The sequence below is a fragment of the Cyanobium sp. A1C-AMD genome (assembly GCF_024346495.1).
Lineage (GTDB): Bacteria > Cyanobacteriota > Cyanobacteriia > PCC-6307 > Cyanobiaceae > Cyanobium_A > Cyanobium_A usitatum.
The window spans coordinates 1-21,400 of sequence record NZ_JAGQDB010000040.1; the positions used below are offsets into that span (position 1 = coordinate 1).

At 64.8% G+C, this 21,400-nt stretch carries 20 protein-coding genes and 1 tRNA gene; 7 read left to right on the forward strand and 14 right to left on the reverse strand.

What is annotated here, in order from left to right; genetic code table 11:
• The 4 genes from KBY74_RS08155 to KBY74_RS08170 all read right to left on the reverse strand — a co-directional run.
• On the reverse strand, window positions 1-1,274 hold a 1,274-nt coding region (locus tag KBY74_RS08155), incomplete at its 3' end, for a terminase (RefSeq protein ID WP_254942269.1).
• Window positions 1,271-1,825 (reverse strand): hypothetical protein, encoded by a 555-nt coding sequence (locus KBY74_RS08160; RefSeq protein ID WP_254942270.1) that lies wholly within the window; start codon window positions 1,823-1,825, stop codon window positions 1,271-1,273. The genes KBY74_RS08155 and KBY74_RS08160, both read right to left, overlap by 4 nt.
• A gap of 465 nt (window positions 1,826-2,290) precedes the next feature.
• On the reverse strand, window positions 2,291-5,056 hold the full coding sequence (locus KBY74_RS08165) for a primase-helicase zinc-binding domain-containing protein (protein WP_254942271.1): 2,766 nt from the start codon (window positions 5,054-5,056) through the stop codon (window positions 2,291-2,293).
• Entirely contained in the window at window positions 5,056-5,241 is a 186-nt protein-coding gene (locus KBY74_RS08170; protein ID WP_254942272.1) for a hypothetical protein, read from the reverse strand. The genes KBY74_RS08165 and KBY74_RS08170 overlap by 1 nt, the downstream gene beginning before the upstream one ends.
• A gap of 80 nt (window positions 5,242-5,321) precedes the next feature.
• Here KBY74_RS08170 and KBY74_RS08175 point away from each other — a divergent pair, with 80 nt between their 5' ends.
• Window positions 5,322-6,716: a DEAD/DEAH box helicase gene (locus tag KBY74_RS08175; RefSeq protein ID WP_254942273.1), complete on the forward strand. Its 1,395-nt coding sequence runs from the start codon at window positions 5,322-5,324 to the stop codon at window positions 6,714-6,716.
• Window positions 6,713-7,057, forward strand: a complete 345-nt coding sequence (locus KBY74_RS08180) for a VRR-NUC domain-containing protein (RefSeq protein ID WP_254942274.1) — start codon at window positions 6,713-6,715, stop codon at window positions 7,055-7,057. Before KBY74_RS08175 ends, KBY74_RS08180 begins: the two co-directional genes overlap by 4 nt.
• Before the next feature lie 22 nt (window positions 7,058-7,079).
• Here the strand turns inward: KBY74_RS08180 and KBY74_RS08185 are convergent, their stop codons facing one another.
• The 3 genes from KBY74_RS08185 to KBY74_RS08195 form a co-directional block, all read right to left on the reverse strand.
• Window positions 7,080-7,283, reverse strand: a complete 204-nt coding sequence (locus tag KBY74_RS08185) for a hypothetical protein (RefSeq protein WP_254942275.1) — start codon at window positions 7,281-7,283, stop codon at window positions 7,080-7,082.
• 315 nt (window positions 7,284-7,598) lie between these two features.
• Window positions 7,599-8,822, reverse strand: a complete 1,224-nt coding sequence (locus tag KBY74_RS08190) for a hypothetical protein (protein WP_254942276.1) — start codon at window positions 8,820-8,822, stop codon at window positions 7,599-7,601.
• A gap of 144 nt (window positions 8,823-8,966) precedes the next feature.
• Window positions 8,967-9,040, reverse strand: a tRNA-Arg gene (locus tag KBY74_RS08195).
• 83 nt (window positions 9,041-9,123) lie between these two features.
• Between KBY74_RS08195 and KBY74_RS08200 the strand changes: the two genes are divergently transcribed.
• Window positions 9,124-9,357: a hypothetical protein gene (locus KBY74_RS08200; RefSeq protein ID WP_254942277.1), complete on the forward strand. Its 234-nt coding sequence runs from the start codon at window positions 9,124-9,126 to the stop codon at window positions 9,355-9,357.
• A gap of 50 nt (window positions 9,358-9,407) precedes the next feature.
• Window positions 9,408-10,217 carry a hypothetical protein gene (locus tag KBY74_RS08205; protein ID WP_254942278.1) on the forward strand — a complete coding sequence of 270 codons (810 nt, stop codon included), beginning with the start codon at window positions 9,408-9,410 and terminating at the stop codon, window positions 10,215-10,217.
• A gap of 11 nt (window positions 10,218-10,228) precedes the next feature.
• Here KBY74_RS08205 and KBY74_RS08210 read toward each other — a convergent pair whose 3' ends face one another.
• On the reverse strand, window positions 10,229-10,468 hold the full coding sequence (locus KBY74_RS08210) for a hypothetical protein (RefSeq protein WP_254942279.1): 240 nt from the start codon (window positions 10,466-10,468) through the stop codon (window positions 10,229-10,231).
• Window positions 10,469-10,507: 39 nt separating this feature from the next.
• The gene (rsmI, locus tag KBY74_RS08215) at window positions 10,508-11,431 is read right to left on the reverse strand and encodes a 16S rRNA (cytidine(1402)-2'-O)-methyltransferase (protein WP_254942280.1); all 924 of its coding nucleotides are present in this window, start codon (window positions 11,429-11,431) and stop codon (window positions 10,508-10,510) included.
• Here rsmI and KBY74_RS08220 point away from each other — a divergent pair.
• Window positions 11,430-12,365 carry a 3'(2'),5'-bisphosphate nucleotidase CysQ gene (locus KBY74_RS08220; protein WP_254942281.1) on the forward strand — a complete coding sequence of 312 codons (936 nt, stop codon included), beginning with the start codon at window positions 11,430-11,432 and terminating at the stop codon, window positions 12,363-12,365. The genes rsmI and KBY74_RS08220 overlap by 2 nt on opposite strands.
• Before the next feature lie 234 nt (window positions 12,366-12,599).
• Here the strand turns inward: KBY74_RS08220 and KBY74_RS08225 are convergent, their stop codons facing one another.
• The 3 genes from KBY74_RS08225 to rseP all read right to left on the reverse strand — a co-directional run bounded on the left by KBY74_RS08225 (window position 12,600) and on the right by rseP (window position 16,317).
• Window positions 12,600-14,726: a polyribonucleotide nucleotidyltransferase gene (locus KBY74_RS08225; RefSeq protein ID WP_254942282.1), complete on the reverse strand. Its 2,127-nt coding sequence runs from the start codon at window positions 14,724-14,726 to the stop codon at window positions 12,600-12,602.
• A 143-nt stretch (window positions 14,727-14,869) separates the two neighbouring features.
• Window positions 14,870-15,172 carry a 30S ribosomal protein S14 gene (gene rpsN / locus KBY74_RS08230; RefSeq protein ID WP_254931164.1) on the reverse strand — a complete coding sequence of 101 codons (303 nt, stop codon included), beginning with the start codon at window positions 15,170-15,172 and terminating at the stop codon, window positions 14,870-14,872.
• A 56-nt stretch (window positions 15,173-15,228) separates the two neighbouring features.
• Complete coding sequence (gene rseP, locus KBY74_RS08235; protein WP_254931163.1) at window positions 15,229-16,317, reverse strand: RIP metalloprotease RseP; 1,089 nt, start codon at window positions 16,315-16,317, stop codon at window positions 15,229-15,231.
• Between the two features lie 194 nt (window positions 16,318-16,511).
• Here rseP and KBY74_RS08240 point away from each other — a divergent pair, with 194 nt between their 5' ends.
• Window positions 16,512-17,372 (forward strand): neuromedin U, encoded by an 861-nt coding sequence (locus tag KBY74_RS08240; RefSeq protein ID WP_254942283.1) that lies wholly within the window; start codon window positions 16,512-16,514, stop codon window positions 17,370-17,372.
• 364 nt (window positions 17,373-17,736) lie between these two features.
• Here the strand turns inward: KBY74_RS08240 and KBY74_RS08250 are convergent, their stop codons facing one another.
• Window positions 17,737-17,898 carry a hypothetical protein gene (locus KBY74_RS08250; RefSeq protein ID WP_254942284.1) on the reverse strand — a complete coding sequence of 54 codons (162 nt, stop codon included), beginning with the start codon at window positions 17,896-17,898 and terminating at the stop codon, window positions 17,737-17,739.
• Between the two features lie 81 nt (window positions 17,899-17,979).
• Here KBY74_RS08250 and KBY74_RS08255 point away from each other — a divergent pair, with 81 nt between their 5' ends.
• A complete protein-coding gene (locus KBY74_RS08255; protein WP_254942285.1) occupies window positions 17,980-19,230 on the forward strand; it encodes an ATP-binding protein in 1,251 nt (416 codons plus the stop codon).
• A gap of 58 nt (window positions 19,231-19,288) precedes the next feature.
• Here the strand turns inward: KBY74_RS08255 and serS are convergent, their stop codons facing one another.
• Entirely contained in the window at window positions 19,289-20,566 is a 1,278-nt protein-coding gene (gene serS, locus KBY74_RS08260) for a serine--tRNA ligase (protein WP_254942286.1), read from the reverse strand.
• Window positions 20,567-21,400 lie beyond the last annotated feature (834 nt).

Below are 21,400 nucleotides of genomic sequence, written 5' to 3' on the forward strand. Positions count from 1 at the left end.
ATCACCTCCGGCAGGCCAAAGCGGTGCCGGGCCGCCCAGAGCACCTCGATCTCCAGTGCCGCCGGGGCCATCTGCCCCTGAGATTCACCCGATCGGGGGATGGCAGAGCGGGCTGGTGGTGCCAGCAGACCAGCCAGACAGAAGCCGCAGTAGTCGCTCTCCGCCTCCCCCTTGAAGCTGAGGTCACAGGAGAGCGCCAGCAGGGCGTACTGGCGCTGGCTGCCCTCCTCACGGGGGAAGGGCGGCCGGATCCACTGCCTCAGGAAGATTGAGCCCGATGCCGGGCTGGGCCGCTGCTGATAGAGCGCCGCCCACCAGTAGGCGCCAAGTCGGGCGCGGATCTTGAGTAGTTCCGGCAGGGGAAACCGCTCCGGGCACAGGGCTTCTCCTGGCTGGCGCCAGTCGGGGATCAGGGTGCAGGTGGGCGGCAGCTTGGCCCGCTCGGTTGGCTCCTCAGCGATGGCCGGCAGGTCGAGCACGGTCCAGTGCTGCGGCGCTTCCCCCAGCTCCTGCTCGTACAACCAGCCGATCACGTCCTGGTGGTCCCAGCGGGTGAGCACCACCACCTGAGCCGAGAGGTTCGGCTGGGTGTTGCCGTCTGGGCCCAGCACCGAGGCGGGCTCAGCGCGCGTCAGCCACACCGAACGCAGCCAGTCGATAAGTTTCTGCCGCAGTGCTGGGGATGCGGCATCACCAGGGCCCTTGTAGGGGTCGTCGATGATCCCCAGGCTGTAACCCTTGCCGGTAAAGGGGCCATCCACACCAGCAGCGATGCAGCCGCCCCGCTGCCGCGTCAACCAGTTGCCGACGGCCGCCGAGTCCCGGGCCAGCAGGTGGCCGGTCACCCGGTAGAAGTGGCGCGCTTCTCTGGAATGGGCGTAGGCCAGTTCGGCTGAGTACGAGGCAATCGCCGCGAAGAGGTGCGGGTAGCGCTGCAGGAAGTAGGCCGGAAACAACTTGGAAACCAGGAGACTTTTGCCGAGCCGGGGAGGACAGGTGACGATCAGACGGCTGAGCTGGCCATCGGCCAACTGCTGGAGCAGGTCGATCAGAACCTCAGCCCAGCGGTGGAAGCCGTAGCGGGGGTAGGCCTCGGCGATGAAGCTGCGCAGGCTCTGGGGTTCTGCTGGCTCGGCTGTGTTGGTTGTGGGGAGGTGCAGCAGGCCGGCGTCACCCCAGGGGTCGAGCTGGCTCAGCAGCAGACCGCCTTCTGCAACGGCATGTGGCGTGAGCACCGGTGCTGGCATCACGGTGGCGCTGGTGCTCGCGGTCATGCCCGTGGCTCCGGTGGCTTGATCGGTGCGCGCAGCAGGCCGCCGATCTCAGCGATCACCCGAAAGGCACCCACGGCAGCGCTGAACTGCTCGGAATCCATGGCCCGGCGGGCGCACTCATTTAGGGCAAAGATCTGCTCAGCCTGGTGGCGGCGGCGGTCGGTGATCAGCTCCTCCACCATCCGCTCGCGGGCGAGGTTGAGGTAGCGGTTCACCGTCTGGCTGTTGCGGACCCCCCATTTCTCACCAGCATTTTCGAGGATCTGTACCAGCGGCAGTCGCTGAGCGATCCACAGCTGGGCCTCCGCGATGCGGCGCTCGATCTCCAGCCGGCTGGGTCTAGGAACTGGGATTGCCCCACGCTTCTGCCGCGGTGGATTGCCCTTGCCTACCGGGCGGCTGGGGTCAACGCCCACCGTCTCGCCCAGGGGCCGGCCGTCGGCGTCCTCTGCCAAAGCAGCAGTGCGCAGGGCTTCTATGGGATCGAGCTGGCGAGCCTCCAGCAGCGCAAGAGCGCTGGGATCAGCAGCGGGAGGGTGTCCGGCAGCCACGCGTAAACAACACCTGCAGAGGGAAAAGCAATGCCAACGCGAATGAGAAGCGGTGTATTTGCGTTCCCGAAAGCATAGCCGCGTTGCCAAGGGTTGCTCCCTGTGGCCATGCGTCGCGCTACCGGTGAGAGCGAGCCCGCTCCTGCCTATCCACTCAAGGGCTGCTGGCTGCTGCAGCTGGCCTGCCCGAGTCCGTCTAACAGGCCGGAGCGGTTCTAACAGCGTTCTAACAGTTGCCGTTAGACCTCAGATCCACTGCGCAGCAGCAACTCTGGGGTGCCCTCCTCTTCTTTCTAACCTTCTAACAGGAAGAGATAGTTACACAAGCAAAGAGGGGGAGGCAGGGGGTCTCTCCTGGATCGGGGGTGTGCACTGGGGTGTGTAAAGAGAGAGTCCCTACCCCCTGTAGGAGTGTTAGAACGTTAGAAGCCAGTCACTGCAAGGGGTTTTGCTCTAACAGCCCTGTTAGAGAGCGGCCCCTTCTAACGCTCCGGCGCCGGTGAGCATGGCCAGGGGCAGGGCCACAGCCCGCGAGCTGCCCAGGCCGCGGAAGTGCACCAGCTGCGAGCGGCTGGCGCCAGGCAGGCGACTGAGGATGGCACCCCAATTGGTCACCCAGGAGGTATCCGCCAGCATGCGGGCAATGGCTTCTGCGCTGTTGCTGATCAGCAGCTCCCCCTCCCGCACCCGCAGACCATGACGGGCCAGCAGGTCGGCGACATCGGCCGGCCGCACCGGCTCCATCGGTGAGGGCAGGGCGCTGGATACCAGCTCCACCAGTTCCAGCACGGTGCGGGTCACCACCGTGCGCTCCTCGCTCTCCACCCGCAGCTGGTGCTGCAGGATCCGATTGAGGCAGCGGCGCTCATCAGGGACCTCCGTGCTTTCGCGGTAGCTGCTCCAGTCCGCGCCATCGATCAGGCTCTGGACCTCCGCCGCGCTGGGCACGCGCGAGGCCTGCAGTGACCAGGCACCGGCCAGCAAGGTGCCGTACTGATCGCCCAGGGCCTGAGAATCGAAGTGAGCGGCCGCCACCTGGGAGCAGACGACGATCGAGCGGCGGATCACCGGGATCAGCGCCACGGTGCGGGCGATCAACCGGTTCGCGAACGCCGGTGTGATCAGCTGCTCGAGGTCCCGGTCCAGCGCCTGCCAGTGCGCCTCCCGCTGCTGCTGGGGGAGCTCGCTGGGGTTGCGCAGGTTGAGCGGCGCAAAGCGGCGCCGGTCGGCACCCTGTTTGAGCCCGGTGGCGATGGAGGAGAGCAGGAACATCGAGCGCACCGAATAGCGCGCCACCTCGCCGGCAGGTGAGCCCTTGACGATCGCTGCGCGGGATTCGGAGCTCGCCACCCGCGCCAGCGCCAGGATCGCCTGGATGCGCTGCTGGTCCTCTCGCTCGTTGCTCTCCGCCTCATCGATCAGCACCGGCAGGGCATCGGAGCGCAGGGTCTGGCGGATGCCAGCTTCTGTGACGCTGCCGACGAACACCCGCGCCATGTCAGCCAGCAGCACGCCGCAGAAGCGCTCAAACAGATGCGACTTGCCCGAGCCGGCCGGCCCGCTCAGCCAGAGGTGGGGCCGCCAGCGCAGGGCACCACAGATCGGCGCCAGCGTCAGCCAGCCCGCCAGCAGCATCGCCGAGGCCGGCACCTCCCAGTGGAAGCGGTCCGCCAGGGTGAGCACCAGCAGGGCCTCCTCGTCGCTGAGCGGTTGGGCAGCTCCCGTGCCCACTAGGGCAGTACCGCGCTGGTAATGAAAGCGGCTAGCGAGGGTGGCACTGAGTGGCCGCGGCTCACCATCCACCACCAGGCGATCGCCCAGATGCAGCACGCAGCGGCCCTCGTCCCACCAGCTGCCGCGGCCGCGCAAGCGATCGGGATCAAACATTCCCACCGCCGCCTGACGGCAGAACAGATCAGAAGCCGCGGCCGTCCAGTTCACGCCTCGCTTGTTTGGGTAGAGGGTCTCCCAGTAGGCCAGGGGTGCCAGCCGGCAGAGGTTCACGCCGCCATGGGCAGAGGAGCCCAGCCTCATCACCTGGCCGGTGGAGCGCGGTTGATAGAAGTAGCCGTCGCTGTCGTAGCCCAGGCACACGAAGGGCTCATCGCCTGAGGGGCCTGGTCGCTCAGGCGGCACTGCATGAGAAGCACCGCCCTGCAGCGCAGGTGCCGGATCAGCTGCCGGGGCTTTCGCGTCGTCGTCTGCCTCTGACTGCGGTAGTTGCACTGTTCGGCAATGGGCCTCCAGGTAGGCCTGGGCTTCTGCCGCACTCCAGCTGGCATCGGCCAGATCCCAGCCCGCTGCGCCCGGCGCATCCACCAGGTCCCAGTCCGCCTCCGTACTGCCCGGCGGCAGCACCACCGACACAAGGCAGCCGAGCTCCAGCAGTAGGGCCGAGAGCCGCGCCATCGCCTCACGGCCACTGGTATCGGCATCGGGCCAGAGGCTGACGGCACGGCCGGCCAGGGGGTTCCAGTCGACGCTGCCAATTGCCTGACTGCCGCCGCACCAGCTCACCACCACGTGATCGGGGAACAGCACTACTGCGGCATCGGCTGCTTTCTCCCCCTCAGTGATCAGCACCGGCGACCAGAAGTGGCGCTCTAACTCCGCCAGCCGGTAGAGCGGCCTGGGGGCCGGCCAGTCGGAGCGGAACGGATCGCGGCGGGAGGGGAAGTGCCAGCCCCCAGCCAGCCAGGTGCGCTGCACGAACACCTTGCGCTGCCGCCCGCCCTGCAGCAGATCCAGCCGCTGCACCCAGAACAGCGGTGCTCCGGCCGCATCGGTGTAGCACCACTGGCCGCTGGCGCTGCCCAGCTCCGGTGGCCGGGCAGCGGGCGGTGGGGTGTCGGGGATGCGGGTAGGTCGGCCGGCCTTGCTGCCTGAGCGGCTGTGCCTGGGGCTGGCAGGGGCTGGCCGGTGCGGGGCTGGCTGCGCCGGCAGGGCCAGGTGGGCCTCGATGCGGCGGGCAGCGGTGGCGAAGTCCCAGCCGGTAAGGCGCAGCAGTAGATCCATGCCGCTGCCACCGCCACCGCGCTGCTCGCGGCCTCCGCACTGGTTGCAGAACCAGCCGCCCGGGCCGTCATCGCGGTCCCAGCGGTAGCGGTCGGTGCCGCCGCAGGCGGGGCAGGGCTGATGGCGGTTCTCCAGCTGCTCCGGTGCCAGAGCAGCGAGCTCGATCAGCAGCCGCGGCCACTGGCCAGCCGCAGCTGCCAGCACATCGGTGGCCATCAGCGCTGGGGAGTTTGGGCCCCAGCAGGAGGTACGGGCTGCTGAGCGTTGAGCGACCGTCCCTCGCCACGCATCACCTGCACCAGGGTGCGGCGCACAAAGGAGGCACGACTCTCGATGCCCGCGGCGTGGTCATCGATCCAGGAGACCACGGCCTCCGGCAGCTGCAACTGGATGCGCTTCATGGTGGCATTAAAATGCTTGCCCGAAAGCCTAGCCGGTGTTTCGCAAGCCCTAAACTCTGCCGCGGTGCTGCCTTGCCGGTGTGTCTTTCAGCCTGCGCTCCTATCAGCAGGAGGCCGTAGAGCGCGTCCGCCAGGCCTTCCTTTCGGGCCATCGCGCCGTGCTCTTTGTGCTGCCGACTGGCGGCGGCAAGACCGTGGTCTTCAGCCACATCGCCGAGCAGGCCGCTGCCCGCGGCAAGCGCATCGCCGTACTGGTGCACCGGGCTGAACTACTTGATCAGGCCTGCCGCTCCCTGGCGGCTATGGGAGTGCGCCATGGCGTGATTGCCGCCGGCCGCTCCATGAACCTGGCGGCGCCAGTGCAGGTGGCCAGCGTCCAGACCCTGGCCCGGCGCCTGGCGCAGCTACCGGCCGATCTGTTCCAGCTGCTGGTGGTGGATGAGGCCCACCACAGCAATGCCGGCACCTGGGCCAAGGTGATCGGCCACTTTGAGCGAGCCCTGCTGCTGGGCGTCACGGCCACTCCGGTGCGAGGCGATGGCCGCGGCCTCGGCGAGTTCTATTCCGCCCTGGTGCTCGGCCCCAGTGCCGCCTGGCTCTGCGCCGAGGGCTACCTGGCACCGGCGCGGGTGTTTGCCCCACCGCTGGGGTTCTCGGTGAAGGGCCTACGCCGGCGGATGGGGGATTTCGACCTGAGGCAGGCCGCCGGTGAGCTGGGCGGCAGCCGCATCCTTGGCGATGCCGTTAGTCACTACCTCAGCCATCTGAGCGGAAGCACGGCCATCGCCTTCTGCTGCTCGATCGCCCACGCGCAAGCCGTGGCGGAAACCTTCTCGGAACGGGGCGTGGCCGCGGCATTGATCGATGGCTCGATGGACCCCCTGCAGCGGCGGCGGTTGCTGGAGCAGCTCGGCAGCGGTGAGCTGCAGGTGCTCACCAGCTGCAACCTGATTGGTGAGGGGGTCGATGTGCCGTCGGTGGGGGGCTGCCTGCTGCTGCGGCCCACCCAGAGCCTGGCGCTGCACCTGCAGATGATCGGTCGCTGCCTGCGGCCCCAGCCGGGCAAGCAGGCGGTGATCCTCGATCACGTCGGCAATATCGAGCGTCTCGGTCACCACCTCGACGAGCAGGAGTGGAGCCTCGAGGGCGTGCGCAAGCGCAAGCAGAGCAAGGCTCCCTCCGTGAAGACCTGTCCGGAGTGCTTCTGCGCCATGGCCAGCGCCGCCAGCCTCTGCTCGGAATGCGGCAAGCAGTTCCGGCCTGAAAAACGCCAGCTGGTGACGGTGGCCGGCGAGCTGAGTGAACTGAGCCAACAGGAGCTGCGCAGAGAGCGCCGCCGCGAGCAGCGCCAGGCCCGCACCGCGGCTGATCTGGAAGCGCTGGGAATCCAGCGCGGCATGAAAAACCCCAAGGGCTGGGCGCGGCATGTGATCGCCAGCCGCCAGGCGCGCGGCCAGTGGGAGCTGCTGGCATGAGCGAGCAGGAGCTGCAGCAGCGGATCCGCCTGGAGCTGGGCCACGGACCGGTGCGGCTATGGCGCAACAACGTCGGCGCCCTGCGCGATGAGCGCGGCCGTCTGGTCACCTACGGACTGTGCAAAGGCAGCAGCGACCTGATCGGCCTCAGCCAGGTCGTGATCGGCCCCGAGCACCTGGGTCAGGCCCTGGCACTATTCACCGCCCTTGAGGTGAAGACAGTCCGGGGCCGCTTGAGCGAGGAGCAGGAGAAGTTCCTGCGGCTGGTGCAGCAGCTCGGCGGCCGCGCCGGCGTGGTGCGTTGCCTGGACGATGCGCAGCAGATCCTGCGCTTGCCCTGAGGAAGCCTTGGGCGCTCAGGCCTCAGAGCAGCCGGCGACTGCGGCGAGCCAGTGTTCGCTCCACTTCATCAATGTTCCACAGCAGGGGAGGTCTGCTTACTCCGGCGCCTGCTGCTCGGAAATGGTCTCCAGCCCGCAGCACCCCATCTCTGCGCAGACGCAACAGGCTTCTGTCACTAATGCGTAGGGCCTCGCAGGCCTCCCGGGTTGAGTGTGTATACGCCATGGAGCGCCTGGGTTCGCCTGGATCGGAATGTAGGCGAACTTCCCGAGACACAACTGTTCTCTGATCCGCCTATCTGCGGGCTGAACGTATTAGCGTGATGCCCCTAATTTGGTTGCTAAATGGAATCCTGTGTGGCGCTCTTTTCGGTAACCCCTTTCCTGGTTCCGGCTCTGCTGGTGTCCCATACGGGAACACGCTGCCCTTCTGCCTTGCTGACGCTGAAGTGCTGCGACGCAAGCGGGGCAGGGGCCGCCGTGCAAGCTTAATAATGTTTTCTGCATCCCATTTGGGAACCTGCGCTCCAGGTCTTTTGCATCAGTGATCGGCATCAAGAGGGGGGCGATTGACCAGTTCCCGTACCCGCGCTTCCAGGCGAGGCATCTCCAGTCGGCGGCCGTAGGTCTGCAGGTGCACCGCTGGTGAGTGGCCCATCAAGGCGGCGCTCTCGCGCACATGCAGCCCCAGGTCGAGGCCCAGCCGCAGGGCAAAGGCATGGCGCAGCCCGTAGGAGGTCAGCTCCGAAGGCAGCTCGGCGGCAATGGCCTGGCGCTGCTGCAGACGCTTGAGCTGCTGGCTGAGTACTTCGCCAGGCGAGCGGTGCTGCACCACACAGTCCGGCAGTCCGTAGGTCAAGAAGCGATCGACGAGCTGCTGGCAATCGGCTGGCCAGCCAGCAGGGGGAACAGCGGGTACGCGGCGTTGACCCGTGCTGCCCCGGCTGTTGCGCTTGGTATGGGAGACCACGGCCACGGGGTGCCCTTGCTCCTTGAGTAGCACCAGACCTTTGAGTTCAGCAGGGCGCAGCCCAAAGGCCACCAGGCAGTCCCAAGCCACCAGGTCGGCCGCCCCAAGACGAAGGCTGGCCTCGACGCGCGCGCGTAGCTCGGTGATCTCCTCGTCACTGAAGGCGCGAACACCTTCCGGGGGCGCCACAGCCTTGCCATTGCCGCGCAAGGGCGCCAAGGACTCCGGCCAGGGCCAGCCAGCTGCCTTCCACAGCTGCCGGTAGCGGTTGAACGCCATCTGGCGTGAGCGGCTGTTGGGAGCCCAGTGCCGCAGGGTGGTTTCCAGCAGCTCCTCGTCGAGTAGCCAGTGCCGGTTGGCCGCTTGCTGCGTGAGCTTCCCGTAATAAGGAAGGTAGGTGCGCTGCCAGGTGGAGATCCCCACCGTCTCCCCGAGCAGTCCCTTCTCAAGCCGCAGGATCACCTTGTTCAGTTCCTCCGGGCGTAGCCGGCGCTCATTGCCTGCGGGGAGGCAGTCCTCCGGGTCTGGCCAGCGCCAGGTGCCAGCCATGACCGCTTCATGGATGGCCATTGCTTCTGTGAGCGCTTCTGAGGTCTTGTCGGGCGCCGCGCTGGTCTGCAGGGTGACGGCCCGGACCTTGGGAGCCGCTCCTGCAGGTTCATCAGGGCGGAGCGGCAGCTCGGCGCTCAGCACCCGCAGGCGGTCGTGGTGCAGCTGGAGAAACCAGCCACCCCGCCCGCCACGACTTCGCTTGAAGCTGCGGGAGAGGTCCTTGAGCCACGGCGGGCTGGCCACGGGTCTTGGGTAAAAACTGGGTAAAAAATAGTCCGATCTCGACGGTTTCAGGCGGTTTTGAGCCGATCCAGTCGGATCAGCCCCTCTCCTGAAAGCCCCTGCGGTGACTGGCCTAAACCCCTGACACCGCTTGGCTTTTGGTAACGCCCCCTGTTGGATTCGAACCAACGACCGGCTGCTTAGAAGGCAGCTGCTCTATCCGGCTGAGCTAAGGGAGCAGCCGTTGCAATGATCGCTCAGCAGGTGGGGGCCACACAACTGCGGCCTTGGCGCCAAAATGGCAATAGTTATCAATTTTGAAATGCGGCTCGCCCTGCTTTTTTCTGCTGCTGGCCTGCTGGCCCTTGCGGCTCCCTTGGGCGCCCAGGCTGTGAGCTTGGATGATGCCTGCGGCATATTTGCCGGCAAGCTCAGTGCCGCCCAGGCTGCGGGTGATACCCAAAAAGCCCAGAAGATCTATCAAGAGGGCTCAGCGCGCATCGCCTCGAGGTTCAACGGTGCCAGCTGCCCGAACGTCAAGCCACCAACCCCCTAAACCTGCTGGCTCTTTCGGCCTACACTGGTCTGCTGCGCAACTCTCGCCCCATGGCTGCCACCCGGCTCACTGACAGCCAGAAGATCGAGATCGTGGCTCGCTACCGCGCTGGTGACGTCAGCGCCGAGCTGGCAGAGGCCTATGGCTGCAGCACCAACACGGTGAGCCGCGTGGTCAAGGCTGGGCTGGAGCCAGCTGAATACGAGCAGCTCAAGCAGCAACGCATCCGGCAGCTCAAAGTTTCACAAGAACAACCTGCTTTAGAACTAGCTGCTCCAGAACAAGCACCTCCAGAACTAGCTCCATCAGAGCCTGAACCCCTGGAGCCTGAACCTCTAGAGCCTGAACCCCCTGAGCTTGAGCTGCCAGAGCCAGAGCCTGAGCTGCCAGAGCCGGCCGGCGACGACGAAGACCATGCGGTGCTAGCGATCGATGATGCCGATGATTTTGGCGATGACGCCAATGATCTCGACTTCGCTGACGACGACCTAGCCGACCAGTTTGTGGCCGTGCCGCTGTTGCTGGTGGATCACGTTGGCGAGCCGGCCCAATGCCAGCCGCTCGCAGATGCGCCCCTTCCAGCCAGCGTTTACATGCTGGTTGACAAAACAGTGGAGCTCCAAGCCAAGCCGCTCAAGGACTTCCCCGAACTTGGCCAGCTAGCCGATGGCGAAGAGGAGCGGCAGGCTCTGATGGTGTTTGCTAATCCCCGCCAGGCCAAACGCCACTGCGGCCGCACCCAGCGGGTGATCAAGGTGCCAGACACTCGTATTCTTGAGCGCACGGCGCCCTACCTGATCGCCCAAGGCATCAGCCGGGTGGTGATGGAGGGCAGCCTCTACTCTTTGCCAGGCAGTTAATCGCCAGGCACTTAATCCCCGGGCAGTTGCTCGTTGCGGGGGGCGACCAGGGCGGCGCTGCAGCCGCCACTGAGTACGCCAATTACTAGAGCAATGCCCACCAGAAAACCGGCTGGCAGAGGGGTGCTGCGGGCAAAGCCCAGGTTGAGGCTGGGGCGCTGGTCGAGGTTTTGAGCACCCAGGCAGAGGATCGCTAGCAGCAAGCCACCGCCCAGCAGGCTGGATGCAAGCAGGCGCAGGCGCACGACCATCAGGGCAACAGGAGAACGCTCTGGATGCAGTCTGCCCGGTCAGGACTCGGGCTGCAGCGGCTCCTGGTGCAGCAGGGCGTAGAGCTCCCGCTTGCTGTGGCCGGTGCGCTCGGCCAGCAGCTTGGCGGCGGCGTTGCTGCTGTGGCCGGCCCGCTGCAGCTCCTGCAGCTCGGCGCTGAGGGCAGCGCTATCCCAGGCCAGGGGCTCTGGCGGCAGGGCGCCTGCCAACACCAGGGTGCATTCCCCCTGGGGCGGCGTGCGGCGGAAGTGTTCGATGGCTGCGCTCACGCTGGGGCCCACCTGCTCTTCGTGCTTTTTGGTGAGTTCGCGGGCGACGCGCAGGGGCCGATCACCCAGCACCGCCAGCAGATCGTCGAGCAGATCGAGCAGCCGGTGCGGGGCTTCAAACAGCACCATGGTGCGCTGCTCAGCTTGCAATTCCTGCAGTCGCTGGCGGCGCTGGTTGGTCTTGGGCGGCAGGAAGCCCTCAAAGCAGAAGCGGCCGCACGGCAGGCCACTGCTAACCAGCGCGGTGGTGACGGCGCTGGGGCCGGGAATGCAGATCACGTTGTGCCCAGCTGTGCGGGCGGCCGCCACCAGCACCTCGCCAGGATCGGAGATGCCCGGCAGCCCGGCGTCACTGATCACGGCTAGGGCTTCGCCGGCGGTGAGGGCCGCGAGCAGTTCGGGGATGCGGGCGGTTTGGTTGTGGGCGTGGAAGCTCACCAGCCGCGGCCCCTGCTCTTTTTGACGCAGCCCGAGCTGATGCAGCAGCAGGCCGCTGCGGCGGGTGTCTTCGCAGGCGATGCGCTGCACGCCGGCGAGCACCTGGCGGGCGCGGGGTGAGAGGTCGGCCAGGTTGCCGATGGGGGTGCCCACCAGGTAGAGCACGCCGGGGGCGGGTTCGGGGGCTTGCACGGCTTGGGGTGGGCTCCTGCAAAATGCTGAACCCTGCCAACCCATGATGCCGGCTGCCCTCCCCCTGCCCTCAGGCATTGCGCTCGAAGGCTTGCTTGTGGAGCTGCGGCGGCTTAGCTGGGGCGCGGCAGACATCTTGCTGGCCTATGGCCGGGGCGAGCAGCCCCCCTATGGTTTCCCGCCGGCGTTGAGCGTGGATGAGGGCGGCGAGGGCCCGGTGAGTGCGGCGGATCTGGCGGTGAACCAGTGGTTGCTGGAGGGCCTGGCCGCAGCCTTCCCCGCGGCCGCGTGGACCGTGCTGAGCGAGGAAACCGCCAAGGAGCAGCTCACTGAAGGCGAGCCCCTGGCAGCGGAGTGGCTGTGGATCCTCGATCCCCTCGATGGCACTAAAGACTTTCTGCAGGGCACGGGCGAATATGCGGTGCATCTGGCCCTGGTTCACGGCGGCGAGCCGGTGCTGGGGGTGGTGCTGCTGCCGGAGCTGGAGGAGCTGTGGCTGGGCGTGATGCCAGGGTTGGCGGGCTCGGCAGGAGAGGCCTGGTGCGAAAGCCGAGCAGGCGAGCGCAGCCCGGTGCGGCTTAGTGGCCGGCGAGCTCTCGGCGAGTTGGTGCTGGTGGCCAGCCGCAACCACCGCGACCAGCGGCTCGAGCAGCTGCTGGCGGCCCTGGCCCTGGGCGACACCAAGGCGATCGGCAGTGTGGGCGGCAAGGTTGCCACGATCCTGCGCGGCGAGACGGATCTCTACATCTCCCTGTCGGGCAAGAGCGCCCCGAAGGATTGGGATATGGCAGCGCCTGAGGCGGTGTTGCGCGCCGCCGGTGGCGCCTTCAGCCATGCCGACGGCCGCGCCCTGGCCTACAACAGCGGTGACGTACGCCAGGCCGGTTGCCTGATCGCCAGCCACGGCAGAGCCCACGCCGAATTGTGCGAAAAGGCGGCGGCGGCGATGGCTGTGATTGATCCTGGTTTTGCTGTTTGAGGGCCAGAGGGTGATGGCTGGAAGGGAGTGATCGTTTTTTGCTGGTGGACTTAGCTAGGACTTAGCCCGCTGCGAAAAATGTAGTTGGCCCCACCCCGGTCTTCAGTTTTTAGTTGGCGCTAAGGCGAGCTCATTCATGCGTTGATTTCCAACAAAAAAGCCGGCCTTGCAGGGCCGGCTCTAAGTGCTCGAGACCAAATTTAGAAAGGGCTAGTTAGCAGCCCTCCCTTTCAATCACTCCGGTGCAGGAGCTTCGCTTTGGGGCACGCCACGCAGGGTGAGGTTGATGCGGCCGCGGTTGTCGATTTCGCGTACGCGCACGGTTACCTGATCACCCACGTTCACCACATCTTCCACCTTCTCCACTCGGGCTTCGGAGAGTTGGGAGATGTGAATCATCCCTTCCTTGCCAGGCAGGATCTCCACGAAGGCACCGATTGGGATGACGCGGGTCACGGCACCGCTGAATACCTCACCTTCGCTGATGCGACGGGTGAGGCCTTCGATGATGCGCTGGGCCTCTTCGGCGGCAGCGCCATCGTGGCTGGCAATCGTGACGATGCCGCCATCTTCGATGTCGATCTTGGTGTTGGTGCGCTCGGTGATGCCCTTGATCGTGCGGCCGCCGGGGCCGATCACGGTGCCGATCAGTTCCGGATCAATGCGGAAGCTGAGCAGGCGTGGGGCGTGGGGCGACATGGTGTCGCGGGGCTTGTCGATCGCCTCGAGCATCTTCTCGAGGATGTGCAGCCTGGCAGGGCGGGCTTGGTTAACGGCTTCAGCCACGGTTTTCATATTTAGACCCGTGATCTTCATGTCCATCTGCAGGGCGGTGATGCCCTTTTCGGTGCCGGCCACCTTGAAGTCCATGTCGCCAAGGAAATCTTCGATGCCTTGGATGTCGGTGAGGATGCGCACCTCCTCGCCCTCCTTGATCAGGCCCATGGCGGCGCCGCTCACTGGTGCCTTAAGGGGCACGCCGGCATCCATCAGGGCGAGGGTGCTGCCGCACACCGAACCCATCGAGGTGGAGCCGTTGGAGCTGAGGCACTCCGACACCACGCGCAGCACGTAGGGGAAGGACTCCTTGTTGGGCAGCACGGGCACAATCGCCCGCTCAGCCAGGGCGCCGTGGCCAATTTCGCGGCGGCCGGGGGAGCGCATCGGCTTGGTTTCGCCGGTGGAGTAGGGGGGGAAGTTGTAGTGGTGGAGGTAGTGCTTCTCGGTGGACGGGTTGAGGTCGTCCATTTCCTGGGAGTCGCTCGGGGTGCCGAGGGTGGCGCAGGAGAGCACCTGGGTGAGCCCGCGCTGGAACAACGCTGAGCCGTGCACCCGCTTGGGCAATACGCCGGCGGCGGCGCTGATCGGCCGCACTTCATCAAGGTTGCGGCCATCGACACGCTTGCCCTCCTGGAGGATCTGGGCGCGCATCAGCTTTTTGGTCAGGTCCTTGTAGCTGTTGCCCAGGGCCTTGCCGCTGGAAGCGGAGCGGATCGGGTCGTCTTCAGCTAGGGCGGCGATCTTCTCGCTCACCTCGGCCTTGATGGCGTCGAGCTTCTCGTCGCGTTCGGTTTTGGTTTGGGAGAACTGCTTGAGCACCTCACCGATGCCACCGGCACATTCCTTTTCAAGGAAGTTGGGCAGGGTGGGGTCGATGACTTGGGGTTCGGGGATCACCTGCTCGATGCCGAGCTCCTTGAGCAGGTTTTGCTGCGCCTTGATCAGTTCGCACACCGCTTCGTAGCCGAAGTCGATCGCTTCGATCACATCTTGCTCTGGCAGCTGGTTTGCACCGGCTTCCACCATCACCACGCCCTGGGGCGTGCCAGCTACCACCAGATCAAGCTCGCTGCGCTCGATTTCACGGAAGCTGGGGTTGAGCACGAAGTCGTCGCCGAGCAGACCCACCCGCACGGTGGCCATGGGGCCATAGAAGGGGATACCGGCCAGCAGAGTTGCCATCGAGGCGCCGGTGACGGCGAGCACATCGGGTGGCACGCGCTCATCTAGGGAGAGGCAGGTGGCCACGATCTGGATGTCGTCGCGCATCCAGCTGGGGAATAGGGGCCGGATCGGCCGATCGATCAGGCGGCAGGTGAGAATCGCCCGCTCAGAGGGACGGCCTTCGCGACGGAAAAAGCTGCCAGGGATGCGCCCAGCAGCGTAGAGACGCTCTTCGTAATCGCAGGTTAGGGGCAGAAAATCGATGCCTGGGCGACCGCCGGAGCGGGTGGCGGTGACCAAAACCGAGGTATCACCACACTCAACCATCACCGAGCCCCCAGCCTGGGGGGCGAAACGACCGGTGGTCAGCCGGATCTCCCGACCATCGAAGGAGATCGACTGAGTTTGTCCTTGCACGTGCGCTTATGTCCTGTTGTTGTCAGGGACCATTCTCGCATTTAGGCCGTTACTACTGGGGCATCCTTCGCTTTTTATCGTGTTTATGGGCTTTCTTGGCCATAAAAAAAGCGCCCGTAGGCGCCTTGGGAATCTTTGGCTGATTACCAGGAAGACTTGACCACTCCAGGCAGCTCACCCTTGTGGGCACGCTCGCGCAGCTGGTTGCGGCACAGACCGAAATCGCGGTAGTAGCCCCGGGGCTTGCCGGTGGCCCAGCAGCGGTTGCGTACGCGGTTGGGAGCGCTGTTGCGGGGCAGCAGCTGGATTTTACGGTGGATTTCCAGACGCTCCATGGGACCTGCAGCGGCGTCGAAGGCTGCCTTGAGGGCAGAGCGCTTGGCGGCAAAACGCTCAACCATCTTCTTGCGCTTGACATCGCGCGCAATCATCGACTTCTTCGCCATGCGGCCTGAACTGCGATCGGATAAGTGCTTTCGATCTTACCTTGCGGCGGTGAGGCTCAGCGCCCAAGCAGCTGCTGCACGACCGGTAGCTGGGAGGTGTCCTTGACGATCAGCACCACGCTCAAGCCCACCAGGAAGACAAAGCCCGACTGCATGAAGGCCATCTGAAAGCGCTCGGGCAGGGGCTTACCCCGCAGGCCCTCGAGCAGCAGAAACACGAACTGACCGCCATCGAGCAGGGGTAGCGGCAGGGCATTGAGCACCGCCAGGTTGATCGAGATCAAGGCGGTGAAGATGAACAGGCTGCTGCCGCCCTGCTTGGCCAGCGACGCCCCCATTTCCACAATTTTTACGGGGCCAGACACCTGGCCGGCGGTCTCGCCGAAGTGGGTGGCGAGGGTCACGAACCCTTCCACGGTGCGGCTGGTGAGAGCGGCGAAGTCGTGGTTGGCCTGGCGGAAGGGCTCCAGGGGCGTGCGGGCGGGGCGGAAGGCCTCGGTGCCATTGGGTTGCAGCTGGGCGCCGATGCGGCCAACGCCGCCGAGATCGGCGGGGGTGAGATCTAGGGGCAGGGTTTGGCCGTTGCGCTCGGCTTCGAGGCGCAGGGTTTGCTCGGGGGCGGCCTTGATGCGCTCCACCAAGGCGGCAACGGCGCTTTGGCCGCCGCCAAGATCGCTGCCATTGAGGCTTAATATGCGGTCTCCCGGCTGGAGGCCGGCAGCTGCAGCGGCTAGGCCGGGTTGCACGCCACTCACCAGCACGCCGGGGCTGGCGCTGAAACCGGCGGGTATGCCGAGCACCAGGCCCTGGCCGAGTAGCACCGCATAGGCGAGCACCAAGTTGGCCAACACGCCGGCGGCGATCACCAGGGCCCGCTGGGCTAGGGGCCGGTTGCTCAGCAGGTTGGGGTCGTTTTTGGGGATGGGGCTGTCTTCATCGTCATCGGGAAAGGCCACGAAGCCGCCCAGGGGAATGGCCCTTAGGGCGAATTGCACACCGCGGCGCTGGCGCTCGATCAGCACCGGCCCAAAGCCGATCGAAAAGCTACTGACGCGGATTCCCTGCAAGGTCGCAGCAAAGAAATGCCCTGCCTCGTGCACCACGATCAGCCCCGCCAGGATCGCTAGTGCTGTGAGAACGCCCATCCAGGCCCCGCTATTTATGCGTCCATTGTGCTGGGTTTGCTTGGGGCCAGGGGGGCGGTATGCACTCTTTGGTGCTGAACTAAGTCTTGGCTAAGTCCAGTCGCTGCGGCCGTGTGTTCCCCGCCGAACCCGGCCCGTGGCAGCAGCAGCGCGATTCTTAAGATCCCGCCTCAGCAGTAGTTGTTTTTACCCATATGACTCGCTTCTTGAGTGCCCTGATCTGCGCCACCTTGCTGCAACTTCTCGCCGCAGCAGAGTCCGCCGCAGCAGAGCCCGCCGCAGTAGAGCCGCAGGCAGTCCAAGAAGCAGTGCAAGAAGCAGTCCAAGAAGCCCAAAACGAGGCGCTGGCCACTGAGGCCCAGAACCCGATCTCGAATTTGGTCAGTGTTCCGTTTCAGTACAACCTCACCCCGGGAATTGGGCCCAATGAAGACCAAACCCAGAGCCTGCTGAATATTCAGCCAGTGGTGCCGTTTTCGCTCAGCCCGGATCTCACTTTGGTGACCCGCACGATTCTGCCGGTGCTGAGCCAGCCGACGGCAACGGGCAATCAAAATGGCATCGGCGATCTCAACCCCAGCTTCTTCTTCGTGCCCAAGGGCAGGGGCGCTTGGACCTTTGGTTTGGGTCCCACGCTTGTATTACCAACGGCTAGCGATAGCAGCCTGGGCCGGGGTAAGTGGTCTGCGGGGCCGGCGGCGGTGGCGGTGTACAGCAAGGGCCCCTGGGTGGCTGGGGCGCTGGTGAACAACATCTGGTCGTTTGCGGGCAATAGCGATCGCAGCTCGGTGAGCGCTTTCCTGCTGCAGCCCTTCATTAACTTCAACCTGCCCCATGGCTGGTATCTGGTGACCTCACCGATCATCACCGCCAACTGGCGGGCGACCAGTGGCGACCAGTGGATTCTGCCGGTGGGCGGCGGTGTGGGCCGCTTGTTTCGCATCGGCAAGCAACCGATTAATGCGTCGCTGCAGGCCTACGCCAATGTGGTGAAGCCTGATCTTTTCGGTGATGTGACAATCCGGGCTCAGGTGCAGTTTTTGTTCCCGAAGTAGGTGAGGCGGCTCCGGCTCTGTGCCTAGATACGCGGCCTAGATACGCGCGATTAGCTGAATCCTCAGTCAATCGTGCATGCCTATCTGCCCTGGTCGGCTCGATAAGTATTCCCTGCGCTCTTTATCGAGTACCTGGTATAATAGCCGGCGCTGAATGTTGATGCGCCGTGAGTAGGCGCCGCTCAGGTCACCAACAAGGGCTTCTTAGGGCGGGGCTGTTGGTAGGGATCGTCCCGTAGAAGTCCCAGCAGGTTCTGGGCTTTTAGCTTGAGGGCCGGTGATGCGGAGGCAAGTTTGCGGGCGTCTTGCTGAGCTTGCTTAGTGAATAGAATCGTCCAGCTCACCAACCTGGTTCGCTGCTCAACTAAGCAGGGGCGGTGGCCATGCCTTCAAGGATCGATTCGCGCATCCCTGGGATCGACCCCTGCTGCAGCAAGCGGGTTTGGAGCATGAGGTGCCGGTCACGGGCACTCCTGCCCAAGGGGCGCTCCATCGACTGACGCCAGCTGGTCGGCAAAAGCATCATCACGATGCCTGCAAAAACCGGATTTGAAGCTCCGCATTTTCCGCATTAAGATGCCGGTGTTTACCGTATTAGTGAGCCTGAGTGCCTGTCTACAGCCCCCGGATCGTGGATGGTGAACTGCGGGAGCTGTTGGAATCCGCAGGTGCTGTGGTGATCGAAGGGCCTAGGGCCTGCGGCAAGACGATGACGGCCTCGCAGCAATCCGCCTCCCGCGTGCTGCTCGACATCGACCAGGCTGCGCGGCAGGCCCTGGCGGTGGAGCCGAGGCTGGTGCTGGAAGGAGCAAGGCCGCGACTGCTGGATGAGTGGCAGGTGGCACCCGAGCTCTGGAATCAGGTGCGCAGGGCCGTCGATGCCTCCGATCAGCCCGGCCAGTTTCTGCTCACCGGCTCAGCGGTGCCGGCGGAAGATGCCAGCCGCCACACCGGCGCCGGCCGTTTCGGGTTCCTGCGCATGCGACCAATGAGCTTGTTCGAATCCGGAGTTTCCAACGGCGCCGTGTCGCTGCGTCAGCTGTTTGCTGGCGAGGTGCAGGCCGTGGCGGATCCAGGGCTGAGCGTGCAGGATCTCGGTGCGCTGATTGCCCGCGGCGGCTGGCCGGCGCAGCAGGGCAGGCCCCTGAAAGCGGCGAGCCGGGCCGCCCGCGACTACCTCGAGCAGGTGCGGCAGGTTGACATCAGCCGAGTGGATCGCCGCCGCGATCCAGCCAGGGTGGGGGCACTGTTGCGCTCTCTCGGACGCCATTGCGCCACTGAGGCCAGGCTTTCAACACTGGCCGCCGATGCCGGTGGCGCCGATGGCGCCCTGGATGAGCGCACCGTGACGGATTACCTGCAGGCGTTGGAGCAGCTGATGGTGATCGAAGATCAGCCCGCCTGGGCTCCCCATCTGCGTTCGAGGGCGCGGCTGCGCAAGGCCCCCAAGCGTCATTTCGTCGACCCATCGCTAGCGCTGGCGGCCAGCGGGGCTGCTGCGGAGCGATTGCTCGAGGATTTTGAGTGGTTCGGGCAGTTGTTCGAATCACTGGTGATCCGCGATTTGCGCGTGCTCAGCCAACCCCTGGAAGGAGAGGTATTGCACTACCGCGATGACTACGGGGTGGAGGCGGATGCGATCGTGCAGCTGCGCGATGGGCGCTGGGGCGCCATCGAGATCAAGCTCGGCGAGGGGCAGGTTGACCAGGCCGCCGCCAACCTCAAGCGCTTCTCAGAGCAGATCGACAGCCAACGCTCGGGGGCACCGGCGTTTCTCGCCGTGATCTGCGGCAAGGGGTACGGCTATCGCCGGACCGATGGGGTTGTGGTGGTGCCGGTCGGTGCCCTTGGGCCGTAGCCATCCACCAGACGCTCCATTCCTTCCAGTTGGGTGCTCAGGTGTTGGGTTTGATCCATCACCCCGCTGCGATCGTGTCGCCCCCGAAGTAAGGCACTAGGGCTGCGGGTAGGCGCACGGAGCCATCGGCCTGCTGGCCGGTTTCGAGCAGGGCGGCCATGGTGCGGCCGATGGCGAGGCCGCTGCCGTTGAGGGTGTGGAGCAGGCGGGTGTTTTTGCCATCTTTGAAGCGGATGGCGGAGCGGCGGGACTGGAAGTCGTTGCACACCGAACAGCTGGAGATCTCGCGATAGGAGCCGGCGCCTGGCAGCCACACTTCGAGGTCGTAGGTGCGGGCGGCGGAGAAGCCCATATCACCGGTGCAGAGCTCGATCTTGCGGTAGGGCAGCTCGAGGGCTTCCAGCACGGCTTCCGCGTCAGCGGTGATTTGTTGGTGGGCGGCGGCGGAGTGGTCGGGATGGCAAAACCAGTAGAGCTCCACCTTGTTGAACTGGTGCAGGCGGATCAGGCCGCGGGTGTCGCGGCCGTAGCTGCCGGCTTCGCGGCGGAAGCAGGGGGTGTAGGCGGCGTATTTGAGCGGCAGCTGCTCGGCAGGAATCACCTCGTCGCGGTGCAGGGAGGTAACTGGTACCTCGGCGGTGGGGGTGAGCCAGAGGTCGTCGTCGGCGCAGCGGAAGCTCTCCTCGGCGAATTTGGGCAGCTGGCCCGAACCGGTGAGGCTGGCGGAATTCACCAGGATCGGCGGCATCACCTCCCGGTAGCCCTTGGCGGTGTGCAGATCGAGCATGAAGCTGATCAGGGACCGCTCCAGGCGGGCGCCAGCGCCCATCAGGGTGATGAAACGGCTCTGGGCGATGCGCACCGAGCGCTCGGTTTCAAACAGGCCGAGCCGCTCGCCGATCTGCCAGTGCTCCTGCAGGCCGTCTTCTACCCGGGGGCTGCCCCAACGCTTGATCTCGATGTTGTCGGCCTCGCTGCGGCCATCGGGCGCCTCGGGTGAGGGCAGGTTGGGCAGGGCCGATAGGGCGTCGCGCAGCTGCAGTTCCAGGGCTTTTTCCTGCTCCTCGAGGGCGGCCACCTGCTGCTTGATGGCGTTGCCCTGATCGCGCAGGGCCTGCACCTCGGGGCTGTTTGGGGCAGATCCGCCCTGAATCAACTGCCCCACGGTCTTGCCGATGCGGTTGCCCTCGGCTTGAAAGTTGCTGCGCTGCTCCTCGAGATCGCGCTCCTGGCGGGCGATCTGCTGCAGAGGAGCGAGGTCTAGCGCCATGCCCCGACGGGCCAGCTGGGTGGTGATCAGCTCAGGGCTGTCGCGCAGGAGGCGCTGGTCGAGCACGGTCAGTTCACTTCAATTGAAAGGATATTAAGGACTGGCGTGAAACCCTAATGATTGCAAGCATCTGAGTGCTGCACGTAACTTATTTCGTTAATCTAGAAAGCCTGAATTGCCTCATGTGCCGACTCTAAAGTTTTTGTACCATAAGCCACTGAATAAGTTTCTGCCGCAACACCGAGAAAACTTGGTGTTATAAGATCAAAATCTATTTTTGTACCAGAGGTGCCCTAATGGTGTTCCTCTGCCTGCGGCTGATCCAGGGGTGAAAGTTGCTCGTATTAGCTTGAATGATCTTGTTGTGTCATTGCTGCTGCTAGGCAGGCTAACTTCTGCCGCATTCTTGAAACTAGTAGCTTGGAGAGTTGGATTTGAAGCGTTTGCAACTTCGTAAGTTGGGGACGGAGCAGTGCATCGATTTTTAGCGGATTCCCGGCTCCCCATAGGCCGGCCGGTGTAAAGCCTCCTGTTGGCTGGTCGATTCCACTCGCTAATAATAAATGCGGTCCCCGCCTCTGCAGTCAAGCGAGCATCTTTGGCGCGGCCTTGAAATACCGACCCCACAAGGCCGTCAAATGATCGCTATGCAACGATTGCGGTGCCTGCAATTACTGCAAGGGCGACAACTAAGGCAATGGTTACAATTGCTCCTTCGCTACTTAGTGCCTTGCCGCTGTGCGCAAGCTTAACAAAGAGCGGTTAAATCAAATTTTTATGGTGATTTCTCTCTCTTTTGCTGGGTATGTTTGCTGGCATGTGGCCTAGGGAGTCTCTGGGCAACATGGGATTAAGAAGCTTCTGAATTCAAAACTGTCGCGTTCGACTGCAATTTGATTT

Bases quoted from the DNA above. Each gene is read 5' to 3' on its own strand.
- KBY74_RS08165 (WP_254942271.1), bottom strand. From the start codon at position 5,056: ATGGCCACCGATGTGCTGGCAGCTGCGGCTGGCCAGTGGCCGCGGCTG.
- KBY74_RS08210 (WP_254942279.1), bottom strand. From the start codon at position 10,468: ATGGTCGTGCGCCTGCGCCTGCTTGCATCCAGCCTGCTGGGCGGTGGC.
- KBY74_RS08170 (WP_254942272.1), bottom strand. From the start codon at position 5,241: ATGAAGCGCATCCAGTTGCAGCTGCCGGAGGCCGTGGTCTCCTGGATC.
- KBY74_RS08200 (WP_254942277.1), top strand. From the start codon at position 9,124: ATGCGGCTCGCCCTGCTTTTTTCTGCTGCTGGCCTGCTGGCCCTTGCG.
- KBY74_RS08250 (WP_254942284.1), bottom strand. From the start codon at position 17,898: ATGATGCTTTTGCCGACCAGCTGGCGTCAGTCGATGGAGCGCCCCTTG.
- KBY74_RS08180 (WP_254942274.1), top strand. From the start codon at position 6,713: ATGAGCGAGCAGGAGCTGCAGCAGCGGATCCGCCTGGAGCTGGGCCAC.
- rpsN (WP_254931164.1), bottom strand. From the start codon at position 15,172: ATGGCGAAGAAGTCGATGATTGCGCGCGATGTCAAGCGCAAGAAGATG.
- KBY74_RS08240 (WP_254942283.1), top strand. From the start codon at position 16,512: ATGACTCGCTTCTTGAGTGCCCTGATCTGCGCCACCTTGCTGCAACTT.
- KBY74_RS08220 (WP_254942281.1), top strand. From the start codon at position 11,430: ATGATGCCGGCTGCCCTCCCCCTGCCCTCAGGCATTGCGCTCGAAGGC.
- KBY74_RS08185 (WP_254942275.1), bottom strand. From the start codon at position 7,283: ATGGCGTATACACACTCAACCCGGGAGGCCTGCGAGGCCCTACGCATT.
- KBY74_RS08205 (WP_254942278.1), top strand. From the start codon at position 9,408: ATGGCTGCCACCCGGCTCACTGACAGCCAGAAGATCGAGATCGTGGCT.
- rsmI (WP_254942280.1), bottom strand. From the start codon at position 11,431: ATGGGTTGGCAGGGTTCAGCATTTTGCAGGAGCCCACCCCAAGCCGTG.
- rseP (WP_254931163.1), bottom strand. From the start codon at position 16,317: ATGGGCGTTCTCACAGCACTAGCGATCCTGGCGGGGCTGATCGTGGTG.